Origin of the sequence: Algibacter sp. L1A34 (assembly GCF_009796805.1) — a bacterium.
Lineage (GTDB): Bacteria > Bacteroidota > Bacteroidia > Flavobacteriales > Flavobacteriaceae > Algibacter.
This window is the reverse complement of sequence record NZ_CP047029.1, coordinates 317389-341981: the sequence shown is the minus strand read 5'-3', so window position 1 is coordinate 341981 and position 24593 is coordinate 317389. Positions and strand designations below refer to the sequence as shown.

Below are 24593 nucleotides of genomic sequence, written 5' to 3'. Positions count from 1 at the left end.
TATTGTTTTGGAGGTTATTAATTTTGTTGTTCTGGTTTAACTGATATATCGGTGCCTAAACGCTGTAAATAAGCAATTAGCGCAACAATTTCTCTGTTTTTCATTTCTATAAACGGCTCTCCATTATCGGCTGCGTATTTTTTATCAGCTTCATAAGTTTTTGCGAAATCGGGATCTTGGTGTAAGTTCTCTTCAATTTGAGCGCCTTGTGTCAACATGTCTTCTTGGGCGTTTGCAATTTCTTCTTCCGAATAAGGTACGCCAAGAGTAACCATAGCTTCCATTTTTGTTTCGGTTAAAGATTTGTCAAGTTCACTACCCGTTCCAGTAATTAACCAAGGATATCTTGGCATAATAGAACCTGAAGAGGTACTTTGTGGATCGTACATGTGGTTAAAGTGCCAGTTGTCTGAGTATTTTGCTCCAATTCTATGTAAATCTGGACCGGTACGCTTAGAACCCCAAAGGAATGGGTGATCGTAAACAAATTCTCCTGCTTTCGAGTATTCACCATAACGTTCAACTTCATGTCTAAACGGACGAACCATTTGTGTGTGGCAGCTTACACAACCTTCACGGATATAAATATCTCTACCCTCTAATTCTAATGGTGTATATGGTTTTACACTTGATATTGTTGGGATATTAGATTTTACCATAAGGGTTGGTACAATTTGAACAATACCACCAATTAAAATGGCTATGGTTGCTAAAATTGTTAATTGGATCGGTTTACGCTCTAACCAAGTGTGCCATCCTTCGTTTGCAGTACGTTTTTTAGATACGCGTTCTAGTGCTGGTGCTTCGGCTAATTCGTCTTCAACTTTACTACCTTGTCTTATAGTCATGATGACGTTGAAAACCAAGATAAACATACCACTAATATATAAACAACCACCAATAGCACGCATCATGTACATTGGCATAATTTCGGTAACAGTTTCCAAGAAGTTACCGTATACTAAGGTACCGTCTGGATTAAATTGTTGCCACATAGAATATTGAGTAAATCCAGCAACATATAAAGGTAATGCATACATAATGATCCCTAATGTACCTATCCAAAAGTGTAGATTCATTAAGCTTAAGGAGTGCATTTTTGTTTTAAATAAACGAGGTATCAAATAATAGATCATACCGAAGGCTAAGAAACCATTCCAAGCTAGAGCACCAACGTGTACGTGTGCAATAATCCAATCGGTAAAATGCGCTACGGCATTTACACTTTTAAGAGAAAGCATTGGGCCTTCAAACGTTGCCATACCATAACCTGTAATAGCTACAACCATGAATTTTAAAACAGGATCGGTACGTACTTTGTCCCAAGCACCACGAAGTGTTAATAAACCATTAATCATACCACCCCAAGATGGCATTAATAACATTATTGAGAATGTAGTACCTAAGGCTTGTGCCCATTCTGGTAATGCTGTATATAATAAGTGGTGAGGTCCAGCCCAGATATAAATAAATATAAGAGACCAAAAGTGTACAATAGATAATCTATATGAGTATACGGGTCTGTTTGCAGCTTTAGGAACAAAGTAATACATAAGTCCTAAATATGGTGTTGTTAAAAAGAATGCTACTGCATTGTGGCCATACCACCATTGCACTAAGGCATCTTGAACACCTGCGTAAACAGAATAACTTTTAAATGCACTTACAGGTAATTCTAAATTATTAAAAATATGAAGTACAGCAACCGTAACGAATGTGGCTAAGTAAAACCATATAGCAACATATAAATGGCGTTGTCTACGTTTTAAAATAGTCCAAATCATGTTGATACCAAAAATAACCCAAACAATTGTAATGGCTATATCTATTGGCCATTCTAATTCGGCATATTCTTTAGTAGATGTATAACCTAAAGGTAATGTAATAGCTGCTGCAACAATAATAAGTTGCCAACCCCAAAAGTTAATATTACTTAATAAATCACTAGCCATTCTTGTTTTTAGTAAACGTTGTAAAGAGTAATAAATACCCGCAAACATGGCGTTACCTACAAAAGCAAAAATTACAGCATTGGTGTGTAGAGGTCTTAATCTACCAAAACTTAACCAAGGAATTCCATCGGTTAAATTTGGGAATAAAAATAAGAATGCTAGTAGTAAACCTACCGACATACCCACAACACCAAAAACGATGGTGGCATAAATAAATTTTGTAACGATTTTATTATCGTACTTAAACTGTTGCATTTCCATAAATTAAAAGTTAATCGTTTTTAGTTGAAATTGTTTTTTTGGTTTTTTCTTTAACTAGTTCATCTTCAAAAAGCATACGAACAGAGGGGGTGTAGCTATCATCGAACTGTCCATTTCGAACAGCAATAATAAACGCTACAAAAAAGCCAATAGCAACAATTATGCTAATAGTTAATAATATATATATAACACTCATACCTTAATTGAAGTTATGCGCCAAAAATACTTTTATGTTTTTGGCTAAAACATGACATTTATCATGTTTTATTAGTTTCTGATGTTTTAATTTAGATAAATGTATTACTTTTTTTTAACTTAAAATTTTGTTAAAAGCATTTTTTTTAATTTTTTAATTTTCTTCCTAAAATATTTGTGCTAACCGTTGTAAATAGAACAATACTAATTGAGCTTAAAGGCATTAAAATAGCAGCAATAACAGGTGCTAGTTGTCCTGTAACTGCAAAGTAAAGCCCTATACTATTATAAACGAATGATAGTAAAAAACTATATTTTATAATTTTTACAGCAGATTTGGAGGCTTTTATAAAATCGGGTAATTCGTTAAATTTTGAAGCGTCGAGAATAGCATCACATGCTGGAGAAAATATGTTTACGTTTTCTGAAATAGCAATACCTACATTACTTTGAGCCAAGGCCCCAGCATCGTTTAGACCATCACCAATCATTAATACTTTTGCTCCAGATTTTTGATGGTGTTTTATGTATTCTAATTTATCTTCTGGTTTCTGATTAAAAAATAGTTTTGTTTTTGCAGGTAGTAACTTTGTTAGGTTTTCTGTTTCACCTGCATTATCGCCCGAAAGAATAACTAAATCGTAATGTTTTTTTAATTTATTAAACAATTTAGAAAGTCCTTTTCTGTATTTATTATAAAAAGTAAATCGTCCTTTATATTGGCTATTAGTACTAACATACACAGCTGTGTTTAGTGTTGCGTTTTCAGAATTAAAGCCAACAAAAGGGGCAGAGCCTATTTTAATGGTATCTTGGTTGTGTTTTGCTTCAATACCTTTACCAATATGCTCTTCGTAGTTGTCTAGAGTTACAATGTTATGCTTATCTAAAAGACTGTATAAGGACCTGCTTAAAGGATGGTTTGAATTACGTAAGGTGCTTTTAAGAAGCGCTTCTTCTTCATTTGAAAGATTAGAGCCTTCATATTTTATAGATGTTTCCTTGTTTGCCGTTATAGTTCCTGTTTTATCAAAAATAATAGTGTTAATAGCTGCTAACTGCTCGATAACCGAAGCGTTTTTTGCATAGAATTTTAGTTTCCCAAAAATACGAAGTAAATTACCGAAAGTAAAAGGTGCGGCTAATGCTATAGCACAAGGGCAAGCTATTATTAAAACGGCTGTAAAAACATTTAGAGCTTTTGATGGATCTATAAATAACCAATAAACAGTGGCTATAAAGGCAATGCTTAAAACGGCTATCGTGAATTTTTTACTAATAGCATTTGTTAGGGTTGTAAAACCATCTTCTTTATTTTTATTAAAAACATCGTTACTCCAAAGTTGGGTTAAATAACTTTGTTCTACGGTTTTTAAAACATCTACCTCAATACTGCCTTTTAGCTGTTTTCCCCCTGCAAATAATTTATCGCCAGATTGTTTTGAGACTGCTTCAGATTCTCCAGTTACAAAGCTATAATCAATACGTGCTTTACCGCTAATTAATATACAGTCTACAGGAATTAATTCTTCATTTCTAATAAGTAATCGATCGCCTTTTTCAATATCGTAAACTTGTACAGATTCTTCTTTTCCATCGGTATGTAATTTGGTTATTCCGATAGGGAAATACGATTTGTAATCACGTTCGAATGATAGGAAGTTATAGGTTTTTTGCTGAAAAAACTTTCCGAGTAATAAGAAAAAAATAAGTCCTGCCAAACTATCAAAAAAGCCTGTTCCAAGGTTTAAAATAATTTCCGCCGTGCTTCTTATAAATAAAACAATAATTCCCAGTGAAATGGGGACATCAATATTTAAAATTTTAGCACGTAAGCCTTTATAAGCTGAAATTAGATAATCTTGCCCCGAATAAAAAACCACAGGAAGTGAGAAGGAAAACATGAGCCATCTAAAAACAGGTGCATATGTTTCAATCCAAAAACCAGTTACCTGGAAATACTCTGGAAACGATAAAAACATAATGTTTCCGAAGGCAAAACCAGCTACGCCTAGTTTATAAATTAAGGATCTGTCTACATTCTTTTTACCAACGCTATAATCGTCTAAACTAATAAAAGGTTCGTAACCAATACTGCTTAAAAGTTTAACCAATTGTTTTATCGAAATCGCTTCGCAGTTGTATGTTACTCTAACTGTTTTCTTTCCGAAGTTTACAATAGAAGACCTTATTGAAGGATTTAATTTATTTAAATTTTCAAGAACCCAAATACAAGAACTACAATGAATGTGCGGAATGTATAATGTTGCTATTTGAGTTTTTTCATCGTTGAATTCCAATATACTTTCAACAATTTTAGCATTGTCTAGAAAGTTGTATTTACCATCAATGTCGCTAGGTTTTGTACCTGCAGATGCTTGTAAATCATAGTAACACGTTAAATCGTTTGTAGAGAATATTTCGTAGACGGTTTTGCAACCATTACAACAGAATGATTTATCATCAAATGTGATATTAGCCGCAGACGCGTCTAAACCACAGTGAAAACAAGGGGTTTTACTCATTTAAATTTGCTCAATTATACCTAAAACAAAAATCACAAATCAACTCGATTTTAAATATGATATTTGTCATGTTTTATTTATTTTTACAAAATACAATATTTTGGTGTGAGTAGTTGTAAGCTATATAACTCTTTCTGTTTGTTTACAATTTTAATATTTATTATAAAGTTTAAAATCATATTTGTTAATGTTTCAAAATAATGATCGTGTTTTTAATGTCCTTTTTGAAGCTGTTTCAGAAGGTGTTATTGTTGTAGATAAACATCAGAAAATTGTTGCTACAAACAGGTCTTCCGAGAGTATGTTTGGTTATACTAAAAATGAACTTCTAAACAGTGACCTTAATATTTTAATACCAAAAACCTATCATGCCGATCATGGTGCTCATTTTGATGGTTTTATGAAGCATAAGGAAAGTCGTAAAATGGGACGTGGTCGGGATTTGTATGGCGCACGTAAAGACGGTTCTATATTTCCAGTAGAAGCAGGTTTAAATCCGTTAGAAATTAATGGAGAGTCTTATATAATGACTTTGGTTATAGATATTTCTATACGTAAGCAACAAGAACTCCAGTTGCTAGAGTTAAATACGGAATTAGAACAAAAAGTGCAGGAGCGTACCAATGAATTAAGTAATACTGTTAAAGAATTAAAAACAGTAAATGTTCAGCGTGACGAGGAAATAAAGAAACGTATTGATGCTCAAAATGAAATAAGTAATGCGCTTAAAAAAGAAAAGGAGCTTAATGAGTTGAAAACTAAGTTTTTGTCCTTAGTTTCACATGAGTTTAAAACACCTTTAAGTGGTATTTTAACGTCGGCTATGTTACTGAGTAAGTATAAGTTAACTGAGCAGCAGGAACGAAGAGATAAGCATATAAAAACAATTTCTGATAAGGTACATTACCTAAATAATATATTGAACGATTTTTTATCTATTGAAAAATTAGAAACCGGAAAAATGAATTATAAATTAACTACTTTTAAATTAAGTAAAGTGGTTAACGAGGTGGTTTATAATGCCAATATGCTTTTAAAAGATGGACAGAAAATTAATTATCCTGAGAATATTGACGATTATTCGATGCATCAGGATGAGAAGATTTTAGAATTAGCATTATCAAATTTGGTGCATAATGCCATTAAGTATTCATCTGAAAACACCATTGTAGATATTCATATAAAGCAAGATAATACGCATACTACATTTGATATAAAGGATAATGGTATTGGGATTCCTATTAAAGATCAAAAAAGGATATTTAACCGCTATTTTAGAGCAGAAAATGCTTTACTAGAACAAGGTACAGGTATTGGTTTAAATATTGTTAAAAATCATTTAGAAAATTTAGGAGGTACTATAAGTTTTGTAAGTGAAGAAAATAAAGGAAGTATATTTACAATTATAATAAAAAATAAAGCAGAATAATGAATAAAGTATTATTGATAGAAGATGATGTTGTTTTAAGAGAGAACACAGCGGAATTACTAGAATTATCTAACTATAATATGATTACAGCTCCAAATGGAAAAATTGGAGTAGAACGGGCTATTAAAAATTTACCTAATATTATTATCTGCGATATTATGATGCCAGAACTTGATGGTTATGGCGTTTTGGAAGCATTATCTAAAAACGAAAGTACAAAGCATATCCCTTTTATATTTTTATCTGCAAAAACGGAGCGTAGAGATGTTAGAAAAGGAATGGATTTAGGTGCCGATGATTATATTACCAAGCCTTTTGAAGAAGAAGAACTTATTAGTGCTATAGAAAGTAGACTAGCCAAAGCTGCTATTTTAAAAGATATACATGAAGAACAGGAAGGAACAAGTTCCGATGAATCTGAAATTAGAACATTAAACGATTTAAAGAATTTTTTTGATGATAATGGTGAAGTAATAAACTTTGGAAAAGGTGATGTTATTTATCAGGAAGGGCAAAATTCTAATTATATTTATTTAATTTCTAAAGGTTTAGTGAAGTCTCATAAATTTGATGAGAAAGGTAAAGACTTAACAACAGCGCTTTATAAGGAAGACGATTTATTTGGTTATACATCATTTATTCAAAATACAACTTATCAAGAATCTACAACGGCTATAAAAGAAACTACCTTAATAGGTGTTACCAAAAGTGCGCTTAAAGATGTGCTTAATAATAATCACCAAGTTACTTTAGAGCTTATTCAGTTATTAACAGAAAACCTTACCGATGTTAAAGATCACTTACTACAAATGGCATATAGCTCGGTTAAAAAAAGAACAGCAAATACCATCTTAAAATTTGCCGAAAAACTGAATCGAAATCCAGAAGATACCATAAGAATTTCTCGTAATGATTTAGCTAGTGTTGCAGGTATAGCAACCGAAAGTTTAATTAGAACACTTTCTGGCTTTAAAGACAGTGGTATTATTGAAATTGAAGGTAGAAACATTAAAATTTTAGACTTAGATAAACTTCAAGAAGTCCAATAAATTCTAGCAATATAGGGGATTTATGATATTGGTCATATTTCCTTAAGTGTCCTGCCTTTATTTTTGCCTTCTAGAAGAAGATAGGCATGAAGAATATTTTAATACCCACAGATTTTTCTGAAAACGCATGGAATGCCATTGAGTATGCCCTCCGCTTTTTTAGTAAATCGGCATGTAATTTTTACATATTACATGTTGATACTTCCGATGATTCAAGATTTCACGAAAAAGTGCCTGCCGTTGGTGGTACTAAAGTTTCTAGTATTGTAAAAAGTCCTTCAAAAAAACTTTTACAACAAACTATTAAACGAATAATAAAAAGCCCTTACTTAAATTCTAACCATAGGTTTTATCCTGTTATGGATAATAATTACATTATTAATTCTATTAGGAAGCAGGTTGCAGAAAAAAAGATTGATTTTATTGTAATGGGTACCCGTGGAGAATCGGGGTTAAATAATTTGGCGGTAGGTAGGAATACCGGTAATGTAATTACAAAAGTAAAATGCACAACATTAGTTGTTCCCGAAAACGCTAAATATGTGAACATGAAAGAGATTGCATTTCCAACAGATTTTTCATTTTTTTATCATGCAGAAACATTACAGCCTATGGCAGATATTGTAGAAGGAAACCATGCGGCAGTAAGAGCACTTCATATTAATAAAAATAAGGCAGATTTAAATGAAGATCAAAAAAAGAATAAAGAATTTCTAGACGATTATTTTAACAACCAAGAACACAGTTTTCATTTCTTAACAAATAATGATATTGAAGATGCGGTGCAAGGTTTCGTTGAGAATAAGCAAATTGATTTAATAGCCATGTTGGCGAAAAATTTAAATTATTTCCAAAAGATTTTATTTAATCCTACAACTCCAAAAATAAGTTATTATACCGATGTTCCTTTTTTAGTTTTACATTAAAAGAGTTTTCAAATAATATGTTTTTAGTTAGTTTTATAAAACCTCAAAATGGTTATGGGAAAGTGTGAACAATGTATAATTAAACAATTTAATTCAATGAAGTCTTTAACTAAAGATGAATTAATTCGTATTTCTGGTTGTAAAACCTCAAGAAAATTAAAAAAAGGCGAAGTAATTTTTGAAGAAGGAGAAGTGATTAATGGTGTATATTGCATTAAGGACGGTATCTGTAAGCTGTCTAAGTTAAGCGAAAACGGCAAGGATCAAATAGTGAAAATGGTTGTAAAAGGGCAGCTATTAGGCCAACGTTCGTTGATTACAGATGAAAGCACAAATTTACAAGCTGTTGCATTAAGCGATATGGATGTTTGTTTTATTCCCAAGGCCGAAATTATGGAAGATCTTCAAACAAATCTTAACTTTTCTTTGGATGTGCTTAAAGTGATGGCGCGAGATTTACGAGAATCGGACGATATTATTGTAAACATGGCTCAAAAAACCGTAAGAAAAAGGCTTGCAGATGTTTTAATTTATCTTAATAATAGTTTTGGTGTTAATGGAGATGGTACGTTGAGTGTTTTGTTATCTCGGGAAGATTATGCAAACATTGTAGGTACAGCAACAGAATCTGCTATTCGTATTATTTCTCAACTAAAAAAAGAAAAACTTATTTCTACAAAAGGTAAGTATATAAAAATTGAAGATTTAGCAGGATTACAACGCGTAGAATAGTGCATTATAATAAAATAATTTCTGCTCATAGATATTTCTGATTATTACTTGTCCTTTTTTTGATTTAAAATATAGTATTTTTATAGAGTTATGAATAAAAATACATCAAGAAAAGGTTTCATTTTTAAAACTTACGAAGCACCTTATCAATCTCCTTTCGATAAGTTATTCGATATCTTTAAAGAATTAATTACACATACTTCTGGCGATTTCGACGAAGCCATAGATTGGTTGCGCGAATTAGACAAGGAATATACCTTAACCACTGCAGAATATACTATCGACGATTTTATTGAAGATCTTAAAAAGAAAGGTTATATAAAAGAAGAAATAGATCCAGATGGTAATGGCGGAATGGCTATTACGGCAAAAACCGAGCGTGCTATTAGGCAACAAGCGTTAGATCAAATTTTTGGAAACATTAAGCGTAGCGGGCAAGGTAACCATAAAAGTAAAGGCCAAGGCATCGGAGACGAGCATACCGGAGATTTTAGAAACTATCAATTTGGTGATGCTTTAGATAAAGTGTCTATGACGGAGAGTTTGAAGAATGCACAAATAAATCATGGTATTTCAGAATTTAGATTATCTGAAGATGATTTGGTTGTGGAAGAAACCTTGCATAAAGCTCAAATGAGTACAGTGTTAATGATAGATATTAGCCATAGTATGATTTTGTATGGTGAAGACAGAATTACGCCTGCAAAAAAAGTAGCCATGGCTTTAGCCGAATTAATTACAACACGATATCCAAAAGATACGCTCGATATTTTAGTGTTTGGAAATGATGCTTGGCAAATAGAAATTAAAGACCTTCCATATTTAAAAGTAGGGCCATACCATACAAATACGGTAGCTGGTTTGCAGTTGGCAATGGATTTACTCCGAAGAAAAAGAAATACCAATAAACAAATTTTTATGATTACCGATGGAAAGCCAAGTTGTTTGCGTTTGCCAGACGGCCAATATTATAAAAATAGTAATGGTTTAGATTCGCATATTGTTAATAAATGTTATGCTATGGCACAGCAAGCAAGACGATTGCATATTCCTATTACCACGTTTATGATTGCTCAGGATAATTATTTAATGCAGTTTGTGCAGGAATTCACTAAAGCGAACCAAGGGAAAGCATTTTATACGGGTTTAAAAGGATTAGGAGAAATGATTTTCGAAGATTACGAAACTAATAGAAAAAAGAGAATTAAAGGATAAGTGAAAATATAAATAGCACTCGAGGCTTCTTTGTTTTTAAGGGAAGTGGATTGCGATGATAATCGGAATTTAGAGGTTTGTAAAAAATAGAATATGAAAACAGAAAATATAAAAACTTTAGGGGAACTTAAAAAGTCGGGTTACAAAAGTAAATCTATAAAAGACGAATTAAGAGATAACTTAATAGTGAAAATAAAAAATAAGGAAACCACTTTTGAAGGCGTACATGGGTATGAAAACACTGTGATTCCTGAGTTAGAACGTGCTATTTTATCAAGACATAATATAAATTTATTAGGATTACGCGGACAAGCAAAAACTCGTTTAGCACGTTTAATGCTTAATCTTTTAGATGAATATATCCCGTTTGTATCTGGTTCGGAAATTAATGACGATCCGTTGCAACCTATTTCAAGATTTGCTGTAGAGTTGATAAAGGAAAAAGGAGATGATACACCAATTTCATGGTTACATAGAAGTGATAGATTTGCTGAGAAATTAGCAACACCAGATGTAACAGTAGCTGATATTATTGGAGATGTGGATCCTATAAAAGCAGCAAATTTGAAGTTAAGTTATGCAGACGATCGTGTTATTCATTACGGCATGATTCCGAGAGCAAATCGTTGTATTTTCGTAATTAATGAGTTGCCCGATTTACAAGCAAGAATACAAGTAGCATTGTTTAATATTCTACAAGAGGGCGATATTCAAATTAGAGGTTTTAAGTTGAGGTTGCCTTTAGATATTCAGTTTTTGTTTACAGCAAATCCAGAAGATTACACGAATAGAGGGAGTATTGTAACACCATTAAAAGATAGAATTGGATCTCAAATATTAACGCATTACCCTGAAGATATAGAAACGGCTAGACGTATTACGGAGCAAGAATCTAATTTAGTTGAAGGACAAAAAAGCGCAGTAAAGGTTCCCAATTTTGCAAAAGATTTATTAGAACAAATTGTTTTTGAAGCAAGAGAAAGCGAATACATCGATGCTAAAAGTGGTGTGAGTGCTAGGCTAAGTATTACAGCTTTCGAAAACTTATTAAGCACAGCAGAAAGACGTGCGTTAATTTGTGGTGATGATAGTACAACGGTTCGATTGAGTGATTTTTCAGGTATTATACCATCTATAACTGGTAAAGTAGAATTGGTTTATGAGGGCGAACAAGAAGGTGCCGCTGCGGTTGCTTATAATTTAATTGGAGAAGCTGTGAAAAGTATGTTTGAAGAGTTTTTTCCGAAGATAGGAAAACTTCAAAAACAAGATGAAGAAGGCCCGTATGATGATATTGTATCATGGTTTTTCAATGAAAAAGAAGGCTTCGAATTGTTAGATGATTTAAAAAACAAAGAATATACTGCTATGTTGGATGCTATTTCTCCTTTGGATGATTTATTAGGAGAATATCAACCTAATTTAAAAAAGGAAGACACGTATTTTATGAAAGAATTTGTGCTTTGGGCATTGGTAGAGTTTAAACTATTAAGCAAACAGCGCTTCTCAGAAGGAACTCAATTTAAAGATCCTTATGGAAGTTTTATAAGTGGTATTTAATATCAGATAAATAAATTTTTAATTAAAAAAGCGATAAGAAATTAATTTCTTATCGCTTTTTTTGTTTTATCAATTGTCATATACTCAAAATTTATAGTACAGCTTTTAAGATTTCGTAGTCTTTATCCTTCTGTTTACTATATAGGGAAAACACTTTTGGTTTGAATCGTTTTCTTTGGTTTTTTGATTAAAAAGCTCTATTTTCTACTCATAACGGAGTAAAAATTGAACATAATCTAAAAAAATTAAAGATTTTATGGAAAAACCTAATGTTAAAAATCAACATGATATAAAACTATTATCCTTTGATATAGATAACACACTTATTGATTTTAATACTCATAAAAGTAACTTTCGTAAAATATGGAAAACCTATAAGCCAGATCAGGGTGTTCTTCTTGCATATAATACGGGGCGTTTAATTGATGATGTTATTCATTTAATTCAAAAAGGGACCTTGCCAGAGCCAGATTATATTATTTCTGGAGTAGGAACACATATTTATGATTATAATAAAAAATGTATTGTTAAAGAGTTTAACGATGTTTTAGATGATGGTTGGGATTTAAAATTGGTGGAAGATATCATTCAAAATATCGATGGTCCAATAAACGAACAGCCAAGTAAATATCAGCATGCATACAAGCGAAGTTATTATTTCCACAACGCTTCAGAAGATGTTATAGCAGAAATAGAAAATACTTTTATTAAAGCTAATATGGATATTAATGTGGTGTATTCTCAAGAACAATATCTAGATATTCTTCCTAAATGGGCCAATAAGGGTAACGCTTTGCAATGGTTGTTAAGAAAACTGAATTTAACACCTTCAAATGCTTTAGTTGCCGGCGATAGTGGAAATGATTCTGCGATGTTCGATATGGAAGATATTAAAGGGATTGTTGTAGCTAATGCTCACGAAGAGCTTTATAAATATACGAAATACAGACAGGTTTATCATGCTGAAAAAGATTGTGGAGATGGTGTTGTTGAAGGGTTAGTGTATTATGGTATTTTACCAGCAGAAGCCATTGTAGAAATTAATGCAGACCATACAGATGATTACGTTATTCAACAAGAATTAATTAATATAGCTTCAGAAGATGATCAGGAAAAATTAGATTTAATACTTGAAGGCTATGAAAAAGCTATTATTGCTTTAAAAAAGAATATTACGCCACTTGGTTTTTCGGCTTGTTCAATTAAAGATAATGTTACTAATGGTACCGATGAAAATTACCACAGCGTTTGGGCTAGGGATGGAGCCATTACGGTTATAGGTTCTTTGTCGTTAGTAGATGATGAAGAAATACATAAATGCCAACGGCAGACTTTAGTAACATTAATAGAAAATAGTTCTAGAAACGGACAAATTCCTTCTAATGTACGGCTAAAAGACAATCAACCAGATTATTCTGGAGTAGGTGGTATTTGCTCTATAGATAGTGGTATATGGGTTGTAATTGCATTTTACGAATATGTAAACGTTACAAAGGATATTAAATTTTTACGAAAATATATTTCGGATATTAAAGAGACTATGCGTTGGCTTGGCGCTCACGATAGTAATAATGATGCCTTATTAGAAATACCCGAGGCTGGAGACTGGACAGATTTGTTTGGAGGAAGTTATAATATTTTATACGATGAAATTCTCTGGTACCGTTCTAATGTATGCTTTGGTAGAATGTTAGAAATGTTAGGCGATTATGATGAAGCAGGCGAATATATTCGATGGTCGCAAGTTATAAAAAAGGAAATATTACAGAATTTTTGGCCATCTACGCAGCAAAAATTATTTCAATCAGTATCGTTTGCAGAGCGTCAGTTTACACTAGGCGATACCCCTTATTTAATTCAACAAACTACACCTTTCGATTTTAGTTGGCGTTGCGATGTCTTCGGAAACGTGCTCGCCTTTTTGTTTGGTACAGTCGATGCTGAAAAAGCACATCAAACCTTTAAATTTATGCTAGGAGTTGGGGTCAACGATCCTTTTCCTGTATCTAACGTTTATCCGGTAGTAACGCCAGGAGATCCAGATTGGAAACCATATTACACCGTTAATTTATTGAATTTGCCAAACCATTATCACAATGGTGGTATATGGCCTTTTGTAGGCGGATTTTGGGTAAAATTTATTGGTAAACTTGGTTTTAGAGACATGGCTATTTCCGAATTGCATAAACTAGCCTTAATTAATAAGGAAGGTTTAAATGATGAATGGGAATTTAATGAATGGGCGCATGGTATAACAGGAAAAGCAATGGGGAAAGCATATCAAGCTTGGTCTGCTGCTCAATATATATCTGCTTGTAATGATTTAAAAATAATTAATAAATAATAAAAACAACTAAACCGTAAAATTATGAAATCAATATTAATGATCTCTTTACATGGCTATGTAGGAGCGAATCCGGAATTAGGTAAACCAGATACAGGAGGACAAGTAGTTTATGTTTTAGAACTTGCAGAACGATTTAGTAGATTAGGTAAACGAGTGGATTTAGTAACACGACAGTTTGAAGATCAGCCAGAGTACGACGATGTTCACGAAAATTATAGTGTATGGCGTATTCCTTTTGGAGGCAAAAAATTCATCAGGAAAGAAGATATGCACGACCATCTAAAGGGTTTTGTTACTAATACTTTAGCCGCAATAAAAAAAGAGAATAAGAAATATGATGTGGTTTACTCGCATTATTGGGATGCTGGTTGGGCAGGTCAAAAAATAGCTGAGGAACTTGGTATATCGCATGTTCATACACCACATTCTTTAGGTTGGTGGAAGCAACACAGTATGGGGAGTGATATGGATGAAGCGGAAATGGAAAAAACGTATCGTTTTAAAGAACGTATTAGAAAGGAGTACTTCGTGTATCAAATGTGTAACCATATTGTGGCTACAACGCTACCACAAGTAGATTTATTGACTCAACAATACGATGTGCTTTCTAAGAACTGTACTATGATTCCGCCTGGCATTGATGAAAATCGGTTTTATCCAGTTCCATCAAAAGAGAATGATAAAATTAGAGCTAAATACGATATACAACCTACAGATATTCTTGCTTTAGGTAGAATGGCACACAATAAAGGCTACGATTTATTGATTAAAGCACTTCCTACGGTTTTTGAACTTTGTCCGGAAGCTCGATTAGTTGCAGCCATTGGTGGCGACCAGTCTGAGCAAGATGATAAAGGGGTTGCAGGTTTAAAAAAATTAGCCAAGGAATTAGGGGTTTTAGATAGAATAACATGGAAAAATTATATAGCCGATGAAGATTTAGCCAACGTTTATCGAGCGGCTAATATTTTTGTGATGCCTTCACGTTATGAACCTTTTGGTATGGTAGCAATCGAGGCTATGGCTTGTGGAACACCAAGTGTAGTTACTGTACATGGCGGATTGTACGATTTAATAGATTTTGGAAATCAAGCATTATTTGCAGACCCACATAGACCTACGGAATTTGGAGCTATGATGGCTATGCCTTTACTGTATCCTAAAATGCGTAATGAATTATCTGTGGAAGGCGCACGTTTTGCTAGACGTAATTTTGGTTGGACAGGTATTGCAAAGCGTATGTTACAAGTATTTACAAGTTCTATTAATCAAAATACCATGGAATCTAATCTGTTTTATTAACAGAGACTCTTAAATTACCAAGTATCTCTACTTTTAATATTATTAGCGCATAATCGAATAATTTCGGTTATGCGTTTTGTTTTTGTAGCATCACGTTTAGCACTATGCAGCCAAAATAAATAATGTTTTTTATATGAAGGAGCAAAGTTTTTGTAATTTTTAAAAGCTTCGGGGTTTTCATCAAAGGCCTTTTTTAAGGCTTCTGGTATAATACCTTTCTCAACAGGGTTAAGTGCCGTCCAGCTACCGTTTTGTTTACCAATTTTAATAATTTCTAGTCCTGATTGGTGTATTAAGCCTTCTTCTGTAAGGGTTTTAATGTATTTTTTATTTAAAGCACTCCAAACACTTTTTTTGTTTCTTGGAGAATAATATTGTCGTCGCTTTCCGTTGCCCAAACTTTTTACTGTAGAGTCTATCCCAACCATAGCAAATAGCAACTTTTACAGCTTCTTCCCAACGCATGGAAGCTTCACTATTTTCAACTTTAAAAAAAATTAAATAGACACCTTTAAAATCTTTATGATTGTCGTGGAGCCATTCGCGCCATGCTGTATCTGTTTTAAAGTATAGTTCAGGAGTTTCCAAAGGATTATAATTTATGGGCTTCAATATAAAAATCGGGATCTATTTCAAAAGTAGAGGGTTTCGAATTTAATTCTAAAGTGTTCCATTCAGAAGTAGGTTGTATCCAAGATTCTACATCATCTATTAAAACCTGTACAGGCATATCAAATCCTTCAACAATATTTATCCATCTGTATTTTAATACTTTCTTGTCAATAGAATATTCTAAAGTAGGGGTTTTTACAGATCTTAAATATTGATTAAAAAATGCAGTTAAGTCGATGCCTGTTTCTTCAGATAAATAATCTTCAATTTGCTTCGTCGTTACCGTTTGGTGATAAAAGGTAATATTCATTTTACGAAGTATTTGTCGCCATTTCTCGTCATCTTCAATAAGTTGGCGCAAGGTGTGTAACATATTGGCGCCTTTGTAATACATATCGCCAGAACCTTCATTGTTTACGTTGTATACTCCAATAATTGGGCGATCGTTTTTAATACTTTTTCTTGTGCCAATTACATATTCCGATGCAGCTTGTTTGCCATAGTAATAATCTAAAAATAAACTTTCAGAATATGCTGTAAAACTCTCATGGATCCACATATCGGCAATATCTTTGTTGGTTATATTATTAGCAAACCATTCGTGCCCAGATTCGTGAATAATGATAAAATCGAATTTTAAACCCCAGCCTGTTCCAGATAAATCACGACCTAAATAACCGTTTTGAAATTTATTACCATAAGTTACCGAACTTTGATGTTCCATACCTAAATACGGCGCCTCTACAAGTTTATAACCATCAACATAAAATGGGTATTGACCAAACCAATGCTCAAAGGCTTTCATCATTTTTGGAGCATCCTTAAATTGTTCTTTAGCTTTTTCTAGATTGTCCTTTAAAACATAATAATCCATATCTATATTGCCACCTTGTCCATCATAAACTTCAGAAAAATGAGTATAATCGCCAATGTTTATATTTACACCATAATTATTTATTGGGTTTTTTACAAACCAACTATAAGTTTTGGTATCACCAATTCGCTCTACAAGTCGTAACCTTCCGTTAGAAACATTCATTAAATCTTTCGGTACGTTAACACTAATAAGCATACTATCTACTTCGTCGTACATATGGTCTTTACATGGCCACCAAACACTGGCTCCTAAACCTTGACAAGAGGATGCAATAAAGGGATTGCCGTTATTGTCTTTTTTCCAAGAAATACCGCCATCCCATGGTGCGTTAACAGCTTCTTTTGGATTACCTTCATAATACACATCTAGGCTTTTTACAGCATTTAATGGTTGGTTTTCTTTAAGTTTTATAAAGTGGGCATTTCCGTCATGTTTAACAGTAAGCTCTACATTATCTTGAATAACTTTAGTTATTTTTAAAGGCGATTGCAAATCGATTTGCATTACAGAATCTGTTTTCAATACTTTATATTGAATGGTGTTTTTACCTGAAATAAATTTATCATCAGGGTTTACTTTTATATCCAAATGATAATACGTTAAATCCCACCATTCTCGCTCTGGAGTTATACTTCCGCGCAGCGTATCTTGTCTTGTAAAGTTGTGCTTTTCTTGCGTTAAACCTTGCGAGAATAACGATAAAGAAAATAGAAACATTAAAGCCGAAACAGGCCATTTAAATTTCTTGTTAAACATTTTTAGGTTGGTATTAAACATTGTTTAGGGTATTAGGTCTTTATTCTATTATGTGCTTATACAATAGTATTATTTTTTATCTTTCAAACCAAATATATTGTAAAAGTCACTTTTTTATTTTCTTTTTAACTTAGATAAGCAATAAGTCGAAAAAAAAACGCCTCGAAAATTAATTCGAAGCGTTATATATATGTTGAATGGCAATAGGTTGTGTTTTTAGTTTTCGCACAAATCCAATTTAGCAACATAATTGGAAGCTAAATTTTTCAGGTTTGAAATATAATAGGTTTTAATCGCTTCGATACTTTCGCTAGATAAATCTTTATCAGGATCTGAAGTTGTTATCAGTTTATCATTGGCATTGCATAACTTTAAAGTTTCATTATAGCTTTTAATATTCGAGTTCATAACAAGTTTATACTCACTTATCAATTGTTTCTTTTTAAGCGTTAGAGCCTCGTCTTTTTGTTGCGCTAGTTTCTGCTTTATTTCTGCAGCTTTTAATTGCAAAGCCTCTTGCTGTTGTTTTAGTTGTTCTTGTTCTTTTTGTAAATTGGCAAGGGCATTATCTTCTGTTGAGGTTTCAGCAACTTCATCATCCGCATTACTATAAGAACATTTATCAATTTCAATAACGCTTTCTTTACTTAAATCTCTGGCGCGTTTCACGTAAAATCGTCCATCGTCATTCGTTGTTACGGCTTCTACTTGCACTAATAAATCTAAACTTTTGTTAGCTAAATCAAGTGCTTTTTTACAGTTGCAGTCTTCTAAGGTTTGCTTAGATAGTTTTATCGATTCTACAGATCGGTTGGCATAGTATTTTAAATGGCTAATATTATTAGAATCGTACGCGTCCTTAACATGCGAGTAAGCATTAACAAGGTATGCGCTGGCATCCTCACAATTGCCTTGACCATGAATGAGATAAGAAAAAAATAGAATGGGTAATAATAAAAAAGTTTTCATATAAGTAGGTGTTTTAAGGGGATTTGGTTGAACAAAAGTATTAAAAACAATCTGGTAAGGCTTGCCGTTTATCGAAAATATGAATAATATAGAGTATTAACATACTAAATGGTGTGTATTACATATTTCTTAATTTGGCAAAGGTTGGTTTAATAAATTCTTTATTATATTTATAGAAATTAATTCTACGAAAATTATAATATGAAAAATATTAAAATAGATAAGTATAAAGTAACGTCTAATATTACCTTAAAAAACTCAGAAACAAAGTTTATTATCAAAGATGCTAAAAGTGAATTAAAAACCATTCGTAAAAAACTAGGGGACTGGCAAAATATCATGTATGCCCACGATAAACATGCCGTTTTAGTGTGTTTGCAGGGTATGGATACATCGGGAAAAGATAGTTTGGTGCGTGAGGTTTTTAAGGAATTTAATGTGCGTGGTATTGAATGCCATAGTTTTAAAGTGCCAACAGATTTAGAGCGCGGACACGACTATTTATGGCGTCATTATCTAGTACTTCCACAACGTGGTAAGTTTGGCGTTTTTAACCGCACACATTATGAAAACGTACTGGTTACCAGAGTGCACCCAGAATATATTATGGGAGAAAACCTTCCAGATATTAATTCGGTAGCCGATATAGACGAAGCTTTTTGGGAAAAGCGTTTCGAGCAAATTAATAACTTCGAAAAGCATCTAGTAGATAATGGAACAATTATTTTTAAGTTCTTTTTAAACCTATCTAAAGAAGAGCAGAAAAGCCGATTATTACGTCGCTTAGACAAGCCAGAAAAAAACTGGAAATTTTCTCCAGACGATCTTAAGGAACGTAAACTTTGGGATAAATATCAAGATTGTTATGAAGATGCCATAAATAGAACATCAAAACCTCATGCGCCTTGGTATACTATTCCAGCAGACGATAAACCAACAGCTCGACTGTTAGTTGCAAAAATTTTACACGATACCTTAATTAAATACACCGATATTTCGGAGCCAAAATTAAATAATAAAATTTTAGAAAATTTAGACGATTATATAGAGCAGCTTAATAATGAGTAATTCTTTTTGGGCGTTTTAACACGCTTTCACTACTCGCTCCCTCCTTAGGTCGGGGAGCTCAAACAAGCCGTTCAATCGTTAACGCGGTTACAGTTGTTTAATTAACAAAAAGTTATAATTTTCAAAAGTGCTCTATTTTTGTGAAATAGTATCTTTAGCGAATTATAAAGACTAACCTCGCTTTAACAAGCACCAAAGATTACTACCAATGATAAAATTGAAAAGAGTTATAACTATTGCAATGGTCTTAAGTTCTGTTGTACTAGTTGCCCAAACCGATCAAGAAGTACTTAAAACCATCTACAAACAATCCTTAACAAATGGGCAAAGTTACAATTGGTTAAACCACTTGTCCAATCAAATTGGTAGTCGTTTATCTGGATCATTAGGAGCAGAAAGAGCGGTTGCTTATACAAAAGAAGAACTCGATAAATTAGGTTTAGATAAAGTTTGGTTGCAACCTGTAATGGTGCCACGTTGGGTGCGCGGAGCAAAAGAATATGCCTTTGTAGAGACAGAACCGGGTAAAACTAATACCGTGAATATATGTGCTTTGGGAGGTTCGGTTGCTACACCTGGTTTAGGATTGAAAGCTAATATAGTCGAGGTTAAAAATTTTGAAGAATTAGAAGCTTTGGGGAAATCTCAAGTTGAAGGAAAAATTGTGTTTTATAATCGCCCAATGCAGGCCGATTTAATTAGCACCTTCGAAGCTTATGGTGGTTGTGTAAATCAGCGATATAAAGGCGCAGTTGAAGCTGCTAAATATGGAGCAATTGCTGTAATTGTACGTTCTATGAATTTAAGACAAGACGATTTTCCACACACAGGAAGCATGACTTATGGGGATTTACCAGTTGATGAACGTATTCCATCGGCAGCCATTAGTACTAACGATGCCAATTTATTGAGTACCATGTTACAACTTAATAAAAATATAAAATTCTATTTTAAGCAAAGTTGTAAACAGTTAAAAGATGTACAATCTTATAACGTTATCGGACAAATTACTGGTAGTGAATTTCCAAATGAATATATGGTAGTTGGTGGGCATTTAGATTCTTGGGATTTAGGTGATGGTTCTCATGATGATGGAGCAGGAGTTGTACAGTCTATGGATGTTTTAAGATTGTTAAAAGAATCTGGTATAACACCAAAACGTAGTATTAGAGTCGTTCTTTTTATGAATGAAGAGAATGGTTTACGTGGCGGAAAAAAATATGCAGAAGTTGCTAAACAAAAAAATGAAAACCATGTATTTGCTTTAGAAAGTGATTCTGGTGGCTTTACACCAAGAGGTTTTAGTTTTGATTGTACCGATGCTAGTTTTAGTCAAGTTTTAAGTTGGGAGCCCTTATTTAAACCTTACTTAATTCATTATTTTGAAAAGGGTGGAAGTGGAGCAGATGTTGGTCCATTAAAAACGGAAACCAATGTCTTAGCAGGTTTACGCCCAGATTCTCAACGTTATTTCGATCATCATCACGCAAGTAATGATACCTTCGATGCTATTAACAAGCGTGAGTTAGAATTAGGAGCAGCAACTATGACGTCTTTGGTTTACTTATTTGACAAATATGGAATTAACCCAATAAATACTTCTAAAGTTATTAAGAGATAAATGGATTGGTATTTGGCTGGCTTCATAGCAGATATACTGCTATGGTTTCAAGATTTTAAGTTTTGGTTAAAAAAAAGAAAGCGTCGTAAGTTTGAAAAGGAGCATGGTCTGCCTAAATCGGTTATGATGCGTCCTTCGGTAGAAATTCGACTTAAAGTATTTGTTGGCATTATCGTATTGTTTAGTGCAGGTGGTTTGCTTCTTTTCTCGATAAGAGGATCCGACGACTCTACCCAAAACCAATTGATTGAAATAACAGGTATTCTTAAGCAAGAAAAGGAAGATATTGGTTGTTACCCTGAAAAACTTAATGTAATTATACGAAACAATCCATTACGGAAGGGGCTTGTTTTAGATCGTTGGAAACGTGAGTTTCATTATGAATTGTTAAATAACAGTACTGAGTTTAGGTTGCAATCCTTAGGGCCAGACGGAGAATTAAATACAAATGACGATATTAAATTAAAAGAATAAATGATAAAATTTAAACTTCTTATTTCATTTTTAATAATCAATTTAGGCGTAATGGCACAAGAACAAGAGTTACCATATTATGAATTAGAAGATCCAACCGAAGATTACACGGCAGGTAGCGTAGCAGCTAGAATGATAGATGCCTTAGGGTTTCGGTATTATTGGGCTAGTGAAGGTTTACGTGATGTAGATTTGGAGTATAAAGCAAGTGAATCTGGAAGAACTAGTGCAGAAACAAATGAGCACATTTTTGGTTTGTCTCAATTTATATTGAATTCAATTTCAAAAGATGCTAAAAAGTCTACTAAGGAAATTTTATCATTCGAAGAACAAAGAAAACAAACTTTGTTTAACTTAAAAAAAACGTCAGATATTTTAAGAGAAACTAAGAGTATTTCTCAATATGATTCATCTAGGCTTCCATTTTGGAACATTATAAACGGTCCAATTAGCGATGCCATCTGGCATTGTGGACAATTGGTAATGATGCGGCGTGCATCTGGAAACCCGTTTAATTCTAAAGTAGGTTTGTTAAGTGGTAAAGTTCGAGAGTAAGATTTTGTTTTTTAAAGCTTTTAGTTTCCAATGAAATAATAATAATTTGATTTTTTAGTGAAAAAATAGTTTTAATTCCCGTGAAAGGCTGTTTTTCATCGATTTACGGGAATGGTTTTTTCGTAAGTTTGTGTTATAATTAATCCAATAAAATTATAATTGCTATGAAACTAAAATTACTTTTATTATTTCTCATTACAAGTTGGGGATATTCTCAATCTTCCATTGCTAAATTTGAGAGCGCAGCAGGTTCAGAGTATGCTGTTGTAACATCGTCGCCAGAAATAAACCAAGGTTCTGTAGGAACAAACACTACATGGACATTTAATCTTGCATATAATAATTATAGTACTTCTGATGAGTTAACAATAGCAACAACTCAAGAAGTAGCAAATTACCCCGGAGCTACAAATGTATTAACAACTAGTAATTCAACAGAACCAGTTGGTCAACTTTTTTTAAAGAAATCTGGAAATATTGTTGAGTTTGTTGGTGCAGAAAGTAATGGGCTTAAATTAATTTATACTGACCCTGGTGTTCTAGGTAACTTTCCATTAAGTTTCTCGGATTCTAACACTGATGCTATTTCAGGAAATTATGTTTTTGATAATGATGGAACAACTTATAATGGTTCTTTTTCAGGAAACTTATCGACCGAAGTTGATGGTTATGGTATTTTAAATGTTGATATTAATGGTTTGGCTTCAGGAAATTTTAGTAAAAGTGTGACTAGGTTGAAAGTTTTTCAAAGTGTTCTTTTGAGCTATTCCATATTTACAAACGCAGTATCGGTCGATCAGATATCTTATTATTACTATGCTGCAAATGGAGACCTGGTTTTTAGAACATCAACTATTGATATAACAGGATCGCTAATTACAGATTCATCTTCAACCTTTATAGAAAGTCTAACAACTAGTTCCCTCGGTATAGACGATCAAAAATTAAATCAAGTAGATTTTGCTATTTTGCCAAACCCAGTAAATAATGAACTTAATATAGGTGTTCAGGCAGATATCGAATCGATTTCAATAGTAGATCTTTCAGGACGTCAAGTTTTGAAAGTAAAAACTAATGAAAAAGTATTAGCTGTAAATCAATTAAAATCTGGTTTGTATATTGTAAATATTATAACAAATAAAGGTGCTTTCTCTCGAAAATTTGTAAAGAAGTAATTCAATATAAATTTTAATAAAAACAAAAAACCTGAAAATTAAATTTTCAGGTTTTGTTTTTCTAATAGTTTTCGTTGTTGCTTTATGGTAAGTGAGCTACCATCATGGCTCCAACCGGGAGCTGCAAAAGCATACATAAATTTGTGATACCAGTTTTTCGATTTTTTCATATCGGTCCAAATATCTTTATACTCATGGGTTAAAATAACGAGAGGATTGTATGAATCCGGAGCGTGTGTAACACCATATTTTATTTCTATATTTTCGTCTAACTCTTTCCAAGTACCAAAAACCCTATCAAAAATATTTAGAAATCCACCATGGTTTTTATCCATGTATTCAAAGTTTTGAGCATGATGTACTTGGTGCATGGTGTGCGTATTCATAAACTTTTCTATAAAACCTAATTTAGGTACATAAACAGAATGTAATTGAAATTGCCAAAGTGCTTCAATACCTAAGCAAACTACTAACATTTCTGGCGGGAAACCAATCGCGGTAATCCACATATAGAAAAACGGTTTGTATAAAATAGTAAACCAACCGTTTCTTACGGCAGTCCCTAAATTAAAGTTATCGGAAGAATGATGTACAATATGTGCAGCCCACAAAAAGCGGATATTGTGGTTTTGGCGGTGAAACCAATAATAACTAAAATCATCTAGTAATTGGCAAATTATCCAAATGTACCATGCATATCCAAAAGATTCGTAACCCATAATATTGGTACGAACACCTTCTACTAAAGGGTTAAAAATGTCATACACAAAATTAAAAAGTACAATAGCAGCAATAGTTTTTGTAAGAGGAGCTAGTATAGCGGAGCCAATACCCATGGTAAGGCTAGCACCTAGATCTTTCCAGTTGTATAATTTCTGACTTCGTTCTTCTTTACGATGCTTGCTGTATGAGAGTTCTAATAGTATAAGTCCTAAAAAGCAAGGAGCTCCATATACTAAAGGGTTTGTAAAATCCATTAAAAATATTTTATTA

Annotated in this window: 20 protein-coding genes; 13 read left to right on the top strand and 7 right to left on the bottom strand. The window is 32.9% G+C overall.

From position 1 onward, the window contains the following. Positions 1-17 precede the first annotated feature (17 nt). The 3 genes from ccoN to GQR97_RS01400 form a co-directional block, all read right to left on the bottom strand. Entirely contained in the window at positions 18-2213 is a 2196-nt protein-coding gene (gene ccoN / locus GQR97_RS01410; protein WP_158844340.1) for a cytochrome-c oxidase, cbb3-type subunit I, read from the bottom strand. Positions 2214-2223: 10 nt separating this feature from the next. After that, positions 2224-2409 carry a cbb3-type cytochrome oxidase assembly protein CcoS gene (gene ccoS / locus GQR97_RS01405; RefSeq protein WP_158844338.1) on the bottom strand — a complete coding sequence of 62 codons (186 nt, stop codon included), beginning with the start codon at positions 2407-2409 and terminating at the stop codon, positions 2224-2226. A gap of 145 nt (positions 2410-2554) precedes the next feature. Beyond that, positions 2555-4933, bottom strand: coding sequence for a heavy metal translocating P-type ATPase (locus GQR97_RS01400; RefSeq protein ID WP_158844336.1), 2379 nt, complete (start codon positions 4931-4933; stop codon positions 2555-2557). A 187-nt stretch (positions 4934-5120) separates the two neighbouring features. Here GQR97_RS01400 and GQR97_RS01395 point away from each other — a divergent pair, with 187 nt between their 5' ends. The 8 genes from GQR97_RS01395 to GQR97_RS01360 all read left to right on the top strand — a co-directional run bounded on the left by GQR97_RS01395 (position 5121) and on the right by GQR97_RS01360 (position 15493). Further along, positions 5121-6362: a PAS domain-containing sensor histidine kinase gene (locus GQR97_RS01395; protein ID WP_158844334.1), complete on the top strand. Its 1242-nt coding sequence runs from the start codon at positions 5121-5123 to the stop codon at positions 6360-6362. Continuing rightward, positions 6362-7411, top strand: coding sequence for a response regulator (locus tag GQR97_RS01390; RefSeq protein WP_158844332.1), 1050 nt, complete (start codon positions 6362-6364; stop codon positions 7409-7411). Before GQR97_RS01395 ends, GQR97_RS01390 begins: the two co-directional genes overlap by 1 nt. Positions 7412-7497: 86 nt before the next feature. Further along, positions 7498-8337 (top strand): universal stress protein, encoded by an 840-nt coding sequence (locus GQR97_RS01385; RefSeq protein ID WP_158844330.1) that lies wholly within the window; start codon positions 7498-7500, stop codon positions 8335-8337. Positions 8338-8391: 54 nt separating this feature from the next. Next, positions 8392-9069: a Crp/Fnr family transcriptional regulator gene (locus GQR97_RS01380; RefSeq protein WP_158844328.1), complete on the top strand. Its 678-nt coding sequence runs from the start codon at positions 8392-8394 to the stop codon at positions 9067-9069. A gap of 90 nt (positions 9070-9159) precedes the next feature. Next, the gene (locus tag GQR97_RS01375; protein ID WP_158844326.1) at positions 9160-10284 is read left to right on the top strand and encodes a vWA domain-containing protein; all 1125 of its coding nucleotides are present in this window, start codon (positions 9160-9162) and stop codon (positions 10282-10284) included. A 93-nt stretch (positions 10285-10377) separates the two neighbouring features. After that, positions 10378-11844, top strand: a complete 1467-nt coding sequence (locus GQR97_RS01370; protein ID WP_158844324.1) for a magnesium chelatase — start codon at positions 10378-10380, stop codon at positions 11842-11844. Between the two features lie 256 nt (positions 11845-12100). Next, complete coding sequence (locus tag GQR97_RS01365) at positions 12101-14188, top strand: HAD-IIB family hydrolase (RefSeq protein ID WP_158844322.1); 2088 nt, start codon at positions 12101-12103, stop codon at positions 14186-14188. A gap of 24 nt (positions 14189-14212) precedes the next feature. Then, positions 14213-15493: a glycosyltransferase gene (locus GQR97_RS01360; RefSeq protein WP_158844320.1), complete on the top strand. Its 1281-nt coding sequence runs from the start codon at positions 14213-14215 to the stop codon at positions 15491-15493. A 14-nt stretch (positions 15494-15507) separates the two neighbouring features. On the opposite strand, the gene GQR97_RS01355 is transcribed toward GQR97_RS01360, so the two are convergent. From GQR97_RS01355 to GQR97_RS01345, 3 genes are all read right to left on the bottom strand, one after another. Then, positions 15508-15921 (bottom strand): YdeI/OmpD-associated family protein, encoded by a 414-nt coding sequence (locus GQR97_RS01355; protein WP_317164107.1) that lies wholly within the window; start codon positions 15919-15921, stop codon positions 15508-15510. 164 nt (positions 15922-16085) lie between these two features. Beyond that, on the bottom strand, positions 16086-17699 hold the full coding sequence (locus GQR97_RS01350; protein WP_158851550.1) for a M1 family metallopeptidase: 1614 nt from the start codon (positions 17697-17699) through the stop codon (positions 16086-16088). A 255-nt stretch (positions 17700-17954) separates the two neighbouring features. Continuing rightward, a complete protein-coding gene (locus tag GQR97_RS01345; protein WP_158844318.1) occupies positions 17955-18707 on the bottom strand; it encodes a hypothetical protein in 753 nt (250 codons plus the stop codon). A gap of 201 nt (positions 18708-18908) precedes the next feature. On the opposite strand from GQR97_RS01345, the gene GQR97_RS01340 reads away from it, so the two are divergent. The 5 genes from GQR97_RS01340 (at position 18909) to GQR97_RS01320 (ending at position 23600) form a co-directional block, all read left to right on the top strand. After that, positions 18909-19775 carry a PPK2 family polyphosphate kinase gene (locus tag GQR97_RS01340; RefSeq protein ID WP_158844316.1) on the top strand — a complete coding sequence of 289 codons (867 nt, stop codon included), beginning with the start codon at positions 18909-18911 and terminating at the stop codon, positions 19773-19775. 241 nt (positions 19776-20016) lie between these two features. Next, the gene (locus tag GQR97_RS01335) at positions 20017-21396 is read left to right on the top strand and encodes a M20/M25/M40 family metallo-hydrolase (protein ID WP_410488943.1); all 1380 of its coding nucleotides are present in this window, start codon (positions 20017-20019) and stop codon (positions 21394-21396) included. Further along, the gene (locus tag GQR97_RS01330; protein ID WP_158844312.1) at positions 21397-21870 is read left to right on the top strand and encodes a hypothetical protein; all 474 of its coding nucleotides are present in this window, start codon (positions 21397-21399) and stop codon (positions 21868-21870) included. After that, complete coding sequence (locus tag GQR97_RS01325; protein WP_158844310.1) at positions 21871-22425, top strand: hypothetical protein; 555 nt, start codon at positions 21871-21873, stop codon at positions 22423-22425. A gap of 164 nt (positions 22426-22589) precedes the next feature. Next, a complete protein-coding gene (locus GQR97_RS01320) occupies positions 22590-23600 on the top strand; it encodes a T9SS type A sorting domain-containing protein (protein ID WP_158844308.1) in 1011 nt (336 codons plus the stop codon). Between the two features lie 38 nt (positions 23601-23638). On the opposite strand, the gene GQR97_RS01315 is transcribed toward GQR97_RS01320, so the two are convergent. Next, complete coding sequence (locus tag GQR97_RS01315) at positions 23639-24577, bottom strand: sterol desaturase family protein (protein ID WP_158844306.1); 939 nt, start codon at positions 24575-24577, stop codon at positions 23639-23641. Between the last annotated feature and the right edge of the window lie 16 nt (positions 24578-24593).

Coding starts and splice junctions, on each gene's coding strand:
- ccoN (WP_158844340.1), bottom strand. CDS start 2,213: ATGGAAATGCAACAGTTTAAGTACGATAATAAAATCGTTACAAAATTT.
- ccoS (WP_158844338.1), bottom strand. CDS start 2,409: ATGAGTGTTATATATATATTATTAACTATTAGCATAATTGTTGCTATT.
- GQR97_RS01400 (WP_158844336.1), bottom strand. CDS start 4,933: ATGAGTAAAACCCCTTGTTTTCACTGTGGTTTAGACGCGTCTGCGGCT.
- GQR97_RS01395 (WP_158844334.1), top strand. CDS start 5,121: ATGTTTCAAAATAATGATCGTGTTTTTAATGTCCTTTTTGAAGCTGTT.
- GQR97_RS01390 (WP_158844332.1), top strand. CDS start 6,362: ATGAATAAAGTATTATTGATAGAAGATGATGTTGTTTTAAGAGAGAAC.
- GQR97_RS01385 (WP_158844330.1), top strand. CDS start 7,498: ATGAAGAATATTTTAATACCCACAGATTTTTCTGAAAACGCATGGAAT.
- GQR97_RS01380 (WP_158844328.1), top strand. CDS start 8,392: ATGGGAAAGTGTGAACAATGTATAATTAAACAATTTAATTCAATGAAG.
- GQR97_RS01375 (WP_158844326.1), top strand. CDS start 9,160: ATGAATAAAAATACATCAAGAAAAGGTTTCATTTTTAAAACTTACGAA.
- GQR97_RS01370 (WP_158844324.1), top strand. CDS start 10,378: ATGAAAACAGAAAATATAAAAACTTTAGGGGAACTTAAAAAGTCGGGT.
- GQR97_RS01365 (WP_158844322.1), top strand. CDS start 12,101: ATGGAAAAACCTAATGTTAAAAATCAACATGATATAAAACTATTATCC.
- GQR97_RS01360 (WP_158844320.1), top strand. CDS start 14,213: ATGAAATCAATATTAATGATCTCTTTACATGGCTATGTAGGAGCGAAT.
- GQR97_RS01355 (WP_317164107.1), bottom strand. CDS start 15,921: ATGGTTGGGATAGACTCTACAGTAAAAAGTTTGGGCAACGGAAAGCGA.
- GQR97_RS01350 (WP_158851550.1), bottom strand. CDS start 17,699: ATGTTTCTATTTTCTTTATCGTTATTCTCGCAAGGTTTAACGCAAGAA.
- GQR97_RS01345 (WP_158844318.1), bottom strand. CDS start 18,707: ATGAAAACTTTTTTATTATTACCCATTCTATTTTTTTCTTATCTCATT.
- GQR97_RS01340 (WP_158844316.1), top strand. CDS start 18,909: ATGAAAAATATTAAAATAGATAAGTATAAAGTAACGTCTAATATTACC.
- GQR97_RS01335 (WP_410488943.1), top strand. CDS start 20,017: ATGGTCTTAAGTTCTGTTGTACTAGTTGCCCAAACCGATCAAGAAGTA.
- GQR97_RS01330 (WP_158844312.1), top strand. CDS start 21,397: ATGGATTGGTATTTGGCTGGCTTCATAGCAGATATACTGCTATGGTTT.
- GQR97_RS01325 (WP_158844310.1), top strand. CDS start 21,871: ATGATAAAATTTAAACTTCTTATTTCATTTTTAATAATCAATTTAGGC.
- GQR97_RS01320 (WP_158844308.1), top strand. CDS start 22,590: ATGAAACTAAAATTACTTTTATTATTTCTCATTACAAGTTGGGGATAT.
- GQR97_RS01315 (WP_158844306.1), bottom strand. CDS start 24,577: ATGGATTTTACAAACCCTTTAGTATATGGAGCTCCTTGCTTTTTAGGA.